We start from the raw sequence: 12569 nt of genomic DNA on the forward strand, positions 1-12569 counted from the left end.
TGAGGCGTGAACCTCTACGACAGCGTACGGGCGGTCGCCGAGGCCTCGGGTGAGGGCCTGATCGACTGGAACGCCGTCACCCGGGCGGCGCGCTCGGCCACCGAGCCCGGCGACCTCTCGCTCTCGGCGGCGACCCGGTCGGGCTACGCGCGCGACGTGCGCGACGCCAGAACCCGTATTCAGGAGGTCTCGGCCGTCGAGTTCGACCTCCCCGACGTGGTGGAAGTCCAGAACCGCTACCACTGGATCGACGCCAACATCGCGACGTTCGAGCGCGTGATGGGCACCCTCGAAACCGAGACCCGGAGCTTCGCGCCGGACCTCGGGGTCGCACGCGTTCTCAACACCGGCTCGATGACGGTCGCGCTCTCCTTCCTCGCGAACAACGTCCTCGGCCAGTACGACCCGCTCCTCCTCGCCGACGCCCCCGCCGAGGACCACGCGCTCTACTTCGTCCACCCCAACATCGTCCGGGTCGCCGACGAGCTCGACGTCTCCGAGGAGCGCTTCCGCCGGTGGATCGCCTTCCACGAGGTGACCCACGCCGCCGAGTTCGGGGCCGCGCCGTGGCTCTCGGGCCACCTCGAAGCCCGGATGGAGCGCAGCGTCGCGGCGCTCGGCGAGGGCAGCATCGACCGCGAGGCCTTTCGAGAAGTGAACGCCGCGATGACCGCGGTCGAGGGCTACGCCGAACTCCTGATGGACCGGGCGTTCGACGACGAGTACGCGGACCTTCGGCGAAAAGTCGACGCGCGTCGGGGCGGGAAGGGACCGATCTCACAGCTCGTGCGCCGGTTCCTCGGGATGGGGATGAAACGCCGACAGTACGAACGCGGGAAGGCCTTCTTCGAGACGGTGGCGGACGAACGCGGGCTCGAGACCGCGAGCCTCGTCTGGGAACGCCCGGAGAACCTGCCGAGCGACGCCGAACTCGACGCGCCCGCGGAGTGGCTCGCGCGAGTGGCCTAATCCCGGAAGGCGAACCCCTTCGGGAAGGCGAACACGACGAGGAGCGCTCCGACGACCAGCCCGAACAGCACCGCGATCGCGACCACGGGGAGCGTTGGCTCGCCCTGAAACGTGATGAGGCCGGCCGAGGCCCCGACGAGGAGCACGAACCCGATCTTGAGCCGCCGGGAGACGCTGAGGCGCTCCTCGCGGGAGACGGGCCCGACCATCAGGCTTCACCGGGCACGCTGACGTGCATCCCGACGAAGCGCCAGTCGGCGTCGATCCCCTCCGCTTCGTCCGGGCCGCGACGCACGAGCGTGCCGCTCCAGCGCGTCTCGTGGTCGTGACGCTCGTCCTCGTCGTCGATCCACGCCATCCTGACCTGGTCCGAGAACCACGCGGTGTCGTCGCGTTCGGTGACGCGGAGGGCGTGGCTCTCGACGGTCCACTCGCGGGTCGTACGGATCTGTTCGCGGAGTCCCTCCTCGATCTCCTCGCCCACGAGCCGTTCGCCGATGCCGAACTTGACGGTCGACTCGTCGAGGTCGAAGAAGGGGTGGAGCGGGTCGCCCGCGCGGAGTGCCGCGTAGTACGTCTCGACGGTGGTTTCGGCGGTCATTGGAGGGGGGAGGGCCCGTGGGTTACTGAAATCCGCGGTTGGTCTCGTCGGCGTCGACGAGCTCGTCGAGTTCGGTGTTGAGGAGGCGTTCGGCCTCCTCGAATTCGCCCGAGAGGTCGTCGAGGCCGTCGGGCCGCCCGTAGGAATCGTGTTCCATCGGGCCGTAGGCGGGGCTGTCGAGCGCGCCCATCACGTCCTCGAAGAGATCTCCTGGGGTCGTCGGTGCGTCGGAGTGAGCTTCGAGCACGCTCTCGAGGTCGCGAGCGGCCTCGGTCGCCTCGTTTTCGTCGGTCATCGGGGACTGGACGCCGAAGCGGCCCGCGTCCTTCTTCGGGAAGAGCGAGTCGAGGTCGTCGTCGATCCGGCGGGCCACGCGGGTGCCGACGCCGCGGACCTCGAAGGGGTTCTTCGCGTAGGTCTTGAGCTGGTAGACGCCCGCCGAGGGGTGGCCGAGGTACATGTCCTCGCCGATGCCGGAAGCTCGATTGCCTGCGACCGCGCGCCAGCCGCCCGCGTCCGCACCCGACTCCGTGACGTCGGAGAGAATGTCCTGCCAGTCGTGCACGTTCATGGCTGACATACCACCGGCCCGACCATCAACCCACCGTTCGGCTCGATCTCAGGTCTTCGGGCCGGCCGGCGGTGCGGCGGTGCGGTAGCCGCCGCGGTGCGGTCGGCGGTCGCGGGGCGGTGGCGGTTGCGGGGCGCCAGCGGAGCGGTCCTGGCGGACGAAGGGCGAGGCGCGCGAGCGAACGGAGTGAGCGCGCGCCGAGGGCTTCGGCGGTGTGGTTGCGGGGTATGGTAGCGTCCGCGCGAGCGAAGTGAGCGCGGTTCACCGTGAACGAGCCGAAGGCGAGTGAGCGGCAGTTTTTAGTCCAGGTTTTTGCGAGGAGCGGTTCGCGCGGAGCGCGAACCCGACGAAGTAAAAAAGTGGGTGTGTGTTACCCGAAGTTCTCGACCTTCGCGTCGTCGGGGTCGCCGCCGGCGGCCGCGAGCGCCGCGGTCGCGTCGTCGAGGAAGTCGGCGAAGCCGTAGACGAACGCCTGGGCGTCGGGGGTGGTTTCGAGTGCGGCCGCGACGGCATCGCCGAGCTCCGTTCCGGGATCGAGCACCGTGACGAACGCGCCCGCCTCGCGGAGCGCGTCGAGGCGCTCGCGATGGGCGGGGTCGTCGTCGCGGTAGACGACGCTCGCCGCGCCGCCGTCGCGAAGCGCGCGCTCGGCGACGCCGACGGCGGGGCCCACACCCGGTCCGCCGGCGAGCACGGCGATGGATGACTCACCCTCGTAGTGGGCGCTGCCGAACGGTCCCGCGACCTCGATACTGTCGCCCGGTTCGAGGCTCGCGAGTCGGGGCCCGAGGTCGCCGTCGGGGTCGATCCCGACGGTGATCTCGAAGGTTTCGCCGACGCCGGGAGAGGAGAGGGTGTAAAAGCGCGACGCCGACTCGCCGTCGACGTCGAGCGTGAGTTTGACGAACTGGCCGGGGTGGGCGTCGAATCCCCCTGGAGTAACGAGGTCGAGCGCGACGGTGTCCGGTCCGACGTCGCGAACTCCCTCGACGGTGGTCGGTGTTGGTTCCATAGCTCGCCTCGGTGGGTTTCGGCCAAAGGGACTTCGGTCAGTGTTCCGAAGCCTTTTCCTCCGCAGATGGCGTACGCGGTTCAAGCACATGCCAGACGATCTGAACTGGGCCATCGGCGGGGAAGCCGGCGACGGGATAAACTCCACCGGCAAGATCTTCGCTCAAGCGCTCTCGCGCGCGGGCCGACACGTCTTCACCTCGAAGGACTTCGCCTCGCGCATCCGCGGCGGCTATACGGCCTACAAGGTCCGGAGCTCGACCGCGCAGGTCGAGAGCGTCGTCGACCGGCTCGACATCCTGATCGCGTTGACCCAACGCACGGTCGAGGAGAACATGGACGAACTCCACGAGGGCTCGGTCATCATCTACGACGGCGAGCGGACGATGATGGAGGACTTCGAGGCCCCCGAGGGGATGATCGGACTCCCCGTCCCGCTGAAATCGCTCGCCGAGGACGCCGGTGGCGCGATCATGCAGAACATCGTGGCGCTCGGGACCGCGTGCGAAGTGGCGAACTTCCCGATCGAGAACCTCGACGAGGCGCTCGAGAAACGCTTCGGCAACAAGGGGCAGTCGATCGTCGAGAACAACAAGAAGGCCGCCCGGCTCGGCGAGGAGCACGTCCAAGACGAGTACGACCGCGACGACTTCGGCTACGACGTCGAGACCACCGACAGCGACTACGTCCTGTTGAACGGCGACGAGGCCATCGGTATGGGTGCGATCGCCGCCGGCTGTCGCTTCTACTCGGGCTATCCCATCACGCCTGCGACGGACGTGATGGAGTACTTGAAGGGCCGTATCGAACGCTACGGCGGCCACGTGATGCAGGCCGAGGACGAACTCTCGGCTATCAACATGGCGCTCGGCGCGGCGCGGGCTGGCGCGCGTTCAATGACCGCTACCTCGGGCCCGGGGATCGACCTGATGACCGAGACCTTCGGGCTCGTCGCCACCAGCGAGACCCCGCTCGTGATCTGTGACGTGATGCGCTCGGGGCCCTCGACCGGGATGCCGACCAAGCAGGAACAGGGCGACCTCGATATGCTGCTCTACGGGGGGCACGGCGAGATCCCCCGATTCGTGGTCGCGGCCACCACGGTCGCCGAGTGTTTCCACAAGACCGTCGAGGCGTTCAACCTCGCGGAGAAGTACCAGACGCCGGTGTATCTGGTCGCGGACCTGGCGCTCTCGGTCACCGAACAGACCTACGAGCCCGAGGAGTTCGATATGGACGCGGTCGAGGTCGACCGCGGGAAACTCGTCGACGAGAACGACATCGACACGTGGCTCAACGACAAGGACCAGTTCCAGCCACACTTCCCGGCCGCCGACGGCGTCAGCCCCCGCACCCTTCCCGGGACCTCGGGCGGCGCGCACATGACCACCGGGCTCGAACACGACGAGCTCGGTCGGCGGACCGAGGACACCGACGTCCGTATCGAGCAGGTCGACAAACGAAACCAGAAGGTTCAGACCGCTCAGGAGGAGGAGGAGTGGGACTATCGCGAGTTCGGCGACCCCGACGCCGACACCCTCGTGGTCTCGTGGGGCTCGAACGAGGGCGCGATGCGCGAAGCCATCGGGTTCCTCGAAGAGGCCGACGTCTCCGTCCGGTTCCTCTCGGTGCCCTACCTCTTCCCGCGACCCGACCTCTCCGAGGAGTTCGAGGAGGCCGAGGAGGTCATCGTGGTCGAGTGTAACGCGACTGGTCAGTTCGCGGACGTGCTCGAACACGACACCCTTACCCGCGTCAACCGCGTCAACAAGTACAACGGCGTGCAGTTCAAGGCCGACGAACTCGCCGAGCGGATCACCGAACAACTCGACACGCCACAGGAGGTCCCCACATGAGCTCAGACGTCAGATTCACGGATTTCAAGTCCGACAAGCAGCCGACGTGGTGTCCCGGATGCGGCGACTTCGGGACGATGAACGGCATGATGAAAGCCCTCGCGAACACCGGCAACGACCCCGACAACACCTTCGTGGTCGCCGGTATCGGCTGTTCGGGCAAGATCGGCACCTACATGCACAGCTACGCGCTCCACGGCGTCCACGGCCGCGCTCTTCCTGTCGGCATCGGCGTCAAGAGCGCGAACCCCGACCTCGAAGTCATGGTCTCGGGTGGCGACGGCGACGGCTACTCCATCGGCGCGGGCCACTTCGTCCACGCGGTCCGCCGCAACATGGACATGACCTACGTCGTGATGGACAACCGGATCTACGGCCTCACGAAGGGCCAGTTCTCGCCGACCAGCCGCGAGGACTTCGAGACGGCGACCTCGCCCGACGGGCCGAAACAGGAGCCGGTCAACCCGAAGGCGCTCGCGATGGCCGCCGGCGGGAGCTTCATCGCTCAGTCGTTCTCCTCGGACGCCCAGCGCCACGCCGAGCTCGTCCAGCAGGCGATCGAACACGACGGCTTCGGCTACGTCAACGTCTACAGCCCGTGCGTGACGTTCAACGACGTCGACACCTACGACTACTTCCGGGACTCGATCGTCGACCTCGACGAGACCGACCACGACTCGAACGACAGGGACGCGGCTCTCGAGAAGATCGCCGACGACGACACCGAGTACATGGGCGTGCTCTACCAGGACGAGGATTCGGTGCCCTACAACGAGCGCCACGACCTCGACGCCAACATGGCCGATATCCCCGACGGCGCACCCGAGGACGCGACGGACCTCGTTCGCGAGTTCTACTAGAACCCACTTTTTTACTGCGGGGGGTTCCGCTCACTCCGTTCGCTCCACCCCCGCTTGCAAAAACCTGGACTAAAAACTGCCACTCGCTCCCGCTGGTCGCTCGTGGTACAACCACTAATTTCTCCGCACAGCACCGCTCCCGCAACCGCACCGCCGAAGCCCTCGCCGTGCGCTCACTCCGTTCGCTCCTCGCTCGGCCTCCGGCCTCGCTCGCGCGGCTCGCCCTTCATCCGCCAGGAGAGCACCGCTCTCCTGAGCCTCGGCTCGCTGACGCTCGCCGAGACACCAGGAACAACACCGCTCCGCTGGTCGCGACGGCCACCGCCACCGCCGACCGCCCCGCGACCGCAACCGCCGGCCGCCGCGGGCGGCCGTGCATCACTCAGTCGGCGAGCCAGTCGGCGAAGCTGTGGTCGCCGATCAGGGTCTCGGACTGGCGCTGGATGTACGCGCGCTGCATCCCGTGGACGGCGTCCGCGAACCCCTCGCCGTCGTCGAGGCGGGTTCTGACCTCGTTTCGTTTCCAGTCCGCCGGGGTCACCCGGTGGCGGGCGCGCTGGCGGAGCGGCCAGAGGTACTTCGCCGTCTCGTTCTCGGAGAGTCCACGGGATTCGAGGCCGTCCTTCGCGTGAGCGAAGAGGTCCGAAAAGATCTCCTCGTAGTCCCGGGTCTCGCGACCGTCGTTGGTGATCCAGACGAGGTCGGCGTCGAGCCCGTGATAGACCGCCTCGTAGAAGTTCTCGTGGGCGTCCTGCCAGTCGAGGCTCGCGACGGGGTGTTCCCGTCGGGTGAGGCTTTCGAGGAGCCCCGCGAAGGCGGCTTGGAACGCGATGGCGTCCCTGACCGTGGGCTGGCCCGCGATCGGCCGGAACTCGATCCGCGCGTTCGCCGCCGACTCGGTCGCGCCGTCGAAGACGGGGCGCACCCACCGCCAGTAGGTGCCGTGTTTCACCCGGAAGGTCGAGAACGCGTCGTCGAACCGGTTGGTCTCCTCGACCGGCATCGAGACCACGGTGTCGTCGTTCGCGATCCGCTCGGCGGCCTGCTCGGCCGAATCGAGGTCGTGGGGGAAACGAACCTTCCCGGTGCCGCCGTCGGGGTTGAGGACGGCTTCGAAGACGTGGACCCGATTGCTCATCCAGCCGTCGTCCAGAATTCGGTCGGCGGGGGTGTCGTCGTAGAGGTCCGGCGGGAAGAACGGCGAGTTGACGCCGAGCGCGAGCAGCGGGCCCGCGACCCGGAGCGCGTAGGCGAAGTACTCGGGGAGGTCGGCGGCGTGGGAGACCTGGTAGTGGGGCTGGATCGAGGTGATCAGGCTCTCGGGCATCACGGTGTCGGCCGAGAGCGAGACGTGGGGCGCGTCGAGACGCATCCCAGCCGAATCCGCCCCCTCGGTGTTCGCCATCGCGTGATAGCGCACGGACTCGCTCATGTTCGAGGCGATCCGGATCCCGTCGTCGGCGACGCTGCTGGTGAGGTACTCGTTCGCGGGTTCGCCCTCCGGGGGGATGGTCCACATCCCGTCGCTCACCAGCCGGAGGTCGGAACTCGCCACGGCGTCGAGCGCGGTCCGCAGGCGGGCGTTGACCTCGGCCTCCTGGGCCTGGAGCCCGTAGCCGTTGAGCGGCTGCGGGCTGGTACACATCTCGGCGTTGTGGAGCCCGAGCTCCTTCTCGAAGCCGATGTACTCGAGGAGTCGGCGCGGCACCCGCGCCAGCGCGCTCGTCCCACGATTCACCCCGTAGAACTCGTACTCCAGCCCGATCATCGCCTGTGGGTTGTCGAACGTGCCCGCATCGAGTTCGCGTTTGACGACCGCGGCCTCCTCCTCGGCGCGGGCGTTGAACTCATCGACGTCGACGGTGAGCACGTCCGTGACCCGCCCCGCGAGGTCTGACCTCGACATACCCCGCAGTGAGCGAGCGACCGTCTTCAACCCCGCGACTGTCGATGGCGCGGATGCCTCCCCGTGCTCCCGACCGATCACCGTAGCGCGCACTCGCGTCGGTGCGAACGAAGTGAGCACCGATCGCGGACGTTGTGCGAGGTTTGCGCGAGTGACGCGAGCGCAAGCTCGTCAGAGTGGTTCGGAAGACGCAAAGCGTCTTCCGTCATCACGGGAGAGCTTCGCTCTCCCGAACGACTTTGCTCTGACGGTGGATGAGCACCGCAGGGAGCGATAGGTGGTGTGAACGAAGTGAACACCACCGAACGCGCGAACGGCGAACGAAGTGAGCCGTGAGCCGAGCGACCGAGGAGCGCAGTCGGTTGGGGAGGCGTGTGGCGGTCGCTGGGCGGTGCTGCGCGGAGGAGTTAGTGGTTGTACCGCGAACGAGCGGCGCAAGGTTCGGGTGAAGCGAGAACCCCGATGTAAACGGGGAGCGGAGCGACCCGTGAGCCACAACGAGCTAACCCGAGGAGGAAAAGTAGGGGTGAATGCTGACCCTCTTGTGGGAAACACGGTTGGGTCTCTGCGGTCGTCTTCAAAGCCACTGCTCCAACCATTCGACGTGGTCGGTCATCTCGTCGGCGGAGAGGTGTGTGTCGATACGTCTGATCCCCCGAACGAACGCACCCGGTGAGAGACCCTGGTCACTGTAGCGGACGATACCGGCGTGTTCGATATCGAGCCCCAGTCTCGTGAAATCGTCGTCGTTCGTGAGTACGACCCGCCCGTTCGCCCGACATTCGGCGAGGTGGTCCTCGTCACTTAGTCCTCGTTCGTAGTCCGCTTCCACCGTCGAAACATCGTAGCCCTCGGCTCTGAGTGCCGTGATAAACGCCCTGTCGACGTGTTCGTCGGCGCGGAACGAAAGCCGAGGCATCCCTCAGTGTTCGACGGCTTCCGGTGCCTTCGAACGGGTTTTCAGGACCGCATCGAGTTCGCGACGCCGTTCGCGAGTGGCGTTCATCTCCTCGATGTTGTCGTAGTAGTACGCGAGCGCGGCGTAGACTGCCGAAATCTCGATATCGAGCTGGTCGGCGACGTACTCGGGAGCGTGGTCGTGGTCCAGAACTCGCTCGGCAACGTCGACCACCGCGATCCGACGGCCGTCGAGGCGCGCGTTCCCGCCGAGCACATCGTCCGTCTTCACGATCCCCGTCATGGATGGTCTTGTCCGCCATCCGGGATAAACCTGCGGCCGCATCGGGCGTGGCCCGCGAAATCGAGGACGAACTACAGCACGCCCATCGCGGTCAGCCGTTCGGGGAGGTAGGTATCCGTGACGAAGTCCAGACCACGCGCGGCCAGCGACTGCTGTTCGGCCTTCTTCCCGATGTCGAGCTGGAGTTCGATCTGTTCGCGCCAGTAGTCGGTCTGGAAGCGCGGGTCGGTGAGTTCGCTTTCGAGCGCGTTGATGTCCGAGTCGCTGAGTGGATCGGTCGGCAGGTCGTACTCCACGATGTCCGCGGGCTGGATCCCGATGAAGCGCGCCTCGGGTGTGGCGAGGTACTCGGAGAGGTGGGCGGACTTGATGGAGCCGTAGGCCACCGAGCCGTAGATCCGATAGGACCACGGGTCGCCGTCAGTGAAGACGACTACCGGGAGATCGAGTTCGTCGTGGAGTCGTTTGATGATCCGCCGGGTCGCACGCGCGGGCTGGCCGCCGAGGTGGACCACGAGGGTGCTGAAGTCCTCGTCGAAGCCGTTCTCGACCAGTCGGTCGCGCATCCCGCCGGTCTCGACGCAGAGGACGAAGTCGATGTCGTGGTCGAGGAACTCGATGGTGTCCGGGTTGTTCGGGATCTGGTAGCCGCCCTGGCCGACGTCGTCTTGGCAGTGGATCTCGCGGTCGCCGCGGTTCGTCTGCTCGCGGATTCTGAGGGGTCCCATGAGCTTCGCGCCGGACTCCTCCGGGCGCATGTGGAAGTCCTCGCGAGTAACATGAGAAACGATCTCCAGATCCTCGATCAGCTGGTTCGATTCGTCCTGGTCCGAGAACTGGGCTTCCTTCTCGTCCCAGCTCTCGGAGAGGTAGTAGAGTTCACGCAGGGTGGACGAGCGGTCCTCGTCGAGCTGTTCGGCGAGGAAGTCGATGGTGTAGATGGCCTTGAGGAGCTTGCGCGCGCCGCGAACGGAGTTCGCGCTTCGCGTGCTCTCGCGGTCGCCGTAGACCCATACTTCACTGTCCTCGTCGTACTCGATGTTGGATTTCGTCCGCGTCGGGAGGCGCATCTCGGGGACTTCCCCCGCGGCGAACTGGTCGTAGAACTCGGCGGCGAGGTCGATGAGCCGCTCGCGCGCCGAGGCGTCGATGTCGGGTGTGTCGGTGCTCATGGGTGGGTGCTGTTGGTGGGAGTTAGGCGTTGACGGTGAGTTTCGCGTCGTCGATACCGGTCACGTCGAGGTCGAAGGCGGCGTCGGCGTCGGCGAGGTCGTACTCGAGGGTGGCCTCGTCGTTGCCGCTCACCTCGGGCGACCACTTGATGAACCACTCGCCGTCCATTTCGACGACGCGCGCGCCGTCCGAGACCGCCGTCGGCTCGGCCGAGACGATCTCGGTGAGCTCCGGGCTCTCGCCCGCCGAGGAGTGGTTCTCGACGACGAGCTCGACGTGGTCGTCCTCGATACGGCGCTCGACCAGCACGTTGTTCATGATCCGCGCGAGCGAGTCGTCGATGTCCAGCTCCTCGCGTTCGGTGACGTCGGCGAGCTTGGTCGCCATCTCGGGAAGGATCGCCCCGAGGACGTCCTGTTTCTGGCGGCGCTGTTGCATCGACTGGCGCTTCTTCAGGTAGCTCTTCAGTTCGCGGGCGGCCTCACGGACCGCGAGCTCGATCTCGTCCTCGATCCCGGGGACGTTCGCGATCGCGTCCTTCGACTCGCTGGTGAACGGCACGTTGGTCGAGGCGACGTGGATCATGATGACGCACGGCCCGTTTGGCATCCCCGAGCCGCCGGGCTGGTCGAGCCCGTAGTTCCGCCAGCCGATCGACTTGATCACGTCGGTCGTCGCACACGCGCCGCGCTGGTAGACCAGGGGAACCCGGTTGGCGAAGCGCATGAGCTGGACACTGCCCTCGGCTTGGAGTTCGCCGCCGTAGGCGATACCGGCCTCGACGATGAACGGGTCGCCCCCGTGGACGCCCGCGTCCCGCGTCGCCGAGGCGTAGAAGTCCGCGTCGAACTCCTTTTCGAGCCCCGAGCGTACGAGCTCGGCGGTGATCGGCGAGAGGCAGTCAGTCGGCGGCGCGATGATGTCCGTCGCGCCCATCGCGTCCAACAGCGCGCTCGCGGTGTCGCGGTCCCCGGCCACTTCGGTGACGTTCGGCGGGTCGTCGGGCACCGCCCGACAGACCCCCCAGACGGCCTCGACGACGTTCTCGCGCGCGGTCTCGCCGAACGAGACCCCGTCACGCTCCTCGGTCATCGCCGCCGCGCGGTCGACGAACTCGGCGAGGTCGTCGCGTCGGAGGCGGTCGCGCCCGCCCTCGAACTTCGCCGCCAGTCGGTCGGCGAACGGCTCGATGGTCGAGCCGTCCTTTCGGGTGCTCGTCGCGTCGTCGGCGAGCTCGTAGAGGTCGCTCTCGCGGTTCTCCCGGATCACCTCCCACGCCGCCGCGACGGCCTTCTCACACACCGTCTCGCCGAACGTCGTACCGGTCTCGGTGTTGGTCTCGCCCGCCGCCGTCGTCACGAGCGCGTCGAGTTCGTGGTGTGCGAGGCGGTCGCGCTCCCCGACGGCCTCGGCCACGCGAGCGGCGAACGCCTCGACGTCCTCGGCGCGCTTGTTCGCCACCACGTCGGTGACCGCGGCCTCGATCGCCTCGCCGTCGTGGGGCGTTCGCCACGCCATCTCGCGACCGTAGTGGCGGTCGTTGAACGCCGCGATGACGTTCGCGGCGGTCTTCTTTCCGACCCTGGTGAACTCCTCCTGGAGGAACCCGGAGAGGCTGTAGGAGTCGGTGTCGTCGAGCATCTTCAGCAGCGTGCCGAGCTCGACCCCGTGGGGATGGGGGCGGATCTCCTCGGTCTCGGCCGGGAGTTCGTCGGTCGCGCGTTCGGCCTTGAACTCGCCGCCGGGCTCGCGGAGCTCGATCCGGGCGTGGGGGTTCACCACCGCGGTGTGTTTGATGTAGTCCCGGAGCTGGCCCCGAGCGCGCATGTTCGCGTCCATTTCGAGCTCGATCCGTGTCCCGTGGGGTCGGTCCCAGGTCGTCGTCTCCTCCACCGAGACCTCGGGCTCGTTGGTGTCGGTGTCGATGATGAGCTCGAAGTACTTCGCCTCGCCGCCCCCCGTTCGGCTCGTGATCTTCGCGGGTTTCCCGCTCGTCAGTTGACTGTAGAGCACCGCCGCCGAGATACCGATCCCCTGCTGACCCCGGGCCTGCTCGCGCTTGTGGAATCGCGAGCCGTAGAGGAGCTTCCCGAAGACCTTGGGGAGCTGTTCGGCGGTGATACCGGGACCGTTGTCCTCGACCACCAATCGATAGTAATCGCCGACTTCCTCGATCTCGACGTAGATGTCGGGGAGGTGCCCGGCCTCCTCGGCGGCGTCGAGCGCGTTGTCGACCGCCTCCTTCACGGCGGTGACGAGACCTCGGGCACCGCTGTCGAACCCGAGCATGTGCTTGTTCTTCTCGAAGAACTCGGCGATGGAGATCGCGCGCTGGCCCTCCGCGAGCTCCGCGGCGACCCCCCCATCGTCGAGTGTCGATTGGAGGGATGGCATTGGTGGTGGTATTTCGGGGACGGTTAA

General features: G+C 67.0%; 12 protein-coding genes. 3 read left to right on the forward strand and 9 right to left on the reverse strand.

Translation table 11 applies throughout. The features are described 5' to 3' along the window. Window positions 1–6 precede the first annotated feature (6 nt). Window positions 7–969, forward strand: a complete 963-nt coding sequence (locus tag D3261_RS10830) for a zinc-dependent metalloprotease (RefSeq protein WP_120072256.1) — start codon at window positions 7–9, stop codon at window positions 967–969. Here the strand turns inward: D3261_RS10830 and D3261_RS10835 are convergent. From D3261_RS10835 to D3261_RS10850, 4 genes are all read right to left on the reverse strand, one after another. Next, window positions 966–1178: a hypothetical protein gene (locus tag D3261_RS10835; protein WP_120072258.1), complete on the reverse strand. Its 213-nt coding sequence runs from the start codon at window positions 1176–1178 to the stop codon at window positions 966–968. The two genes, D3261_RS10830 and D3261_RS10835, sit on opposite strands and share 4 nt — an antisense overlap. Next, the gene (locus tag D3261_RS10840) at window positions 1178–1570 is read right to left on the reverse strand and encodes a nuclear transport factor 2 family protein (protein WP_120072260.1); all 393 of its coding nucleotides are present in this window, start codon (window positions 1568–1570) and stop codon (window positions 1178–1180) included. The genes D3261_RS10835 and D3261_RS10840 overlap by 1 nt, the downstream gene beginning before the upstream one ends. Window positions 1571–1592: 22 nt before the next feature. Continuing rightward, window positions 1593–2141: a hypothetical protein gene (locus tag D3261_RS10845; RefSeq protein ID WP_120072262.1), complete on the reverse strand. Its 549-nt coding sequence runs from the start codon at window positions 2139–2141 to the stop codon at window positions 1593–1595. A 370-nt stretch (window positions 2142–2511) separates the two neighbouring features. Beyond that, window positions 2512–3153 (reverse strand): ferredoxin--NADP reductase, encoded by a 642-nt coding sequence (locus D3261_RS10850; RefSeq protein ID WP_120072264.1) that lies wholly within the window; start codon window positions 3151–3153, stop codon window positions 2512–2514. A gap of 88 nt (window positions 3154–3241) precedes the next feature. On the opposite strand from D3261_RS10850, the gene D3261_RS10855 reads away from it, so the two are divergent. Both D3261_RS10855 and D3261_RS10860 read left to right on the forward strand, forming a co-directional pair. Further along, window positions 3242–5008, forward strand: a complete 1767-nt coding sequence (locus D3261_RS10855) for a 2-oxoacid:acceptor oxidoreductase subunit alpha (protein WP_120072266.1) — start codon at window positions 3242–3244, stop codon at window positions 5006–5008. Next, a complete protein-coding gene (locus tag D3261_RS10860) occupies window positions 5005–5868 on the forward strand; it encodes a 2-oxoacid:ferredoxin oxidoreductase subunit beta (protein ID WP_120072268.1) in 864 nt (287 codons plus the stop codon). The genes D3261_RS10855 and D3261_RS10860 overlap by 4 nt, the downstream gene beginning before the upstream one ends. 382 nt (window positions 5869–6250) lie before the next feature. Here D3261_RS10860 and D3261_RS10865 read toward each other — a convergent pair whose 3' ends face one another. From D3261_RS10865 to D3261_RS10885, 5 genes are all read right to left on the reverse strand, one after another. Next, window positions 6251–7774 carry a hypothetical protein gene (locus tag D3261_RS10865; RefSeq protein ID WP_120072270.1) on the reverse strand — a complete coding sequence of 508 codons (1524 nt, stop codon included), beginning with the start codon at window positions 7772–7774 and terminating at the stop codon, window positions 6251–6253. Between the two features lie 577 nt (window positions 7775–8351). Then, complete coding sequence (locus D3261_RS10870; protein WP_120072271.1) at window positions 8352–8693, reverse strand: DUF5615 family PIN-like protein; 342 nt, start codon at window positions 8691–8693, stop codon at window positions 8352–8354. A 3-nt stretch (window positions 8694–8696) separates the two neighbouring features. Next, window positions 8697–8975 (reverse strand): DUF433 domain-containing protein, encoded by a 279-nt coding sequence (locus D3261_RS10875; RefSeq protein ID WP_120072273.1) that lies wholly within the window; start codon window positions 8973–8975, stop codon window positions 8697–8699. 71 nt (window positions 8976–9046) lie between these two features. Then, window positions 9047–10147, reverse strand: a complete 1101-nt coding sequence (locus D3261_RS10880) for a DNA topoisomerase IV subunit A (protein ID WP_120072275.1) — start codon at window positions 10145–10147, stop codon at window positions 9047–9049. Between the two features lie 22 nt (window positions 10148–10169). Further along, a complete protein-coding gene (locus tag D3261_RS10885; RefSeq protein WP_120072277.1) occupies window positions 10170–12542 on the reverse strand; it encodes a DNA topoisomerase VI subunit B in 2373 nt (790 codons plus the stop codon). Between the last annotated feature and the right edge of the window lie 27 nt (window positions 12543–12569).

This window comes from Halococcus sp. IIIV-5B (assembly GCF_003602035.1).
GTDB classification, from domain to species: domain Archaea; phylum Halobacteriota; class Halobacteria; order Halobacteriales; family Halococcaceae; genus Halococcus; species Halococcus salsus.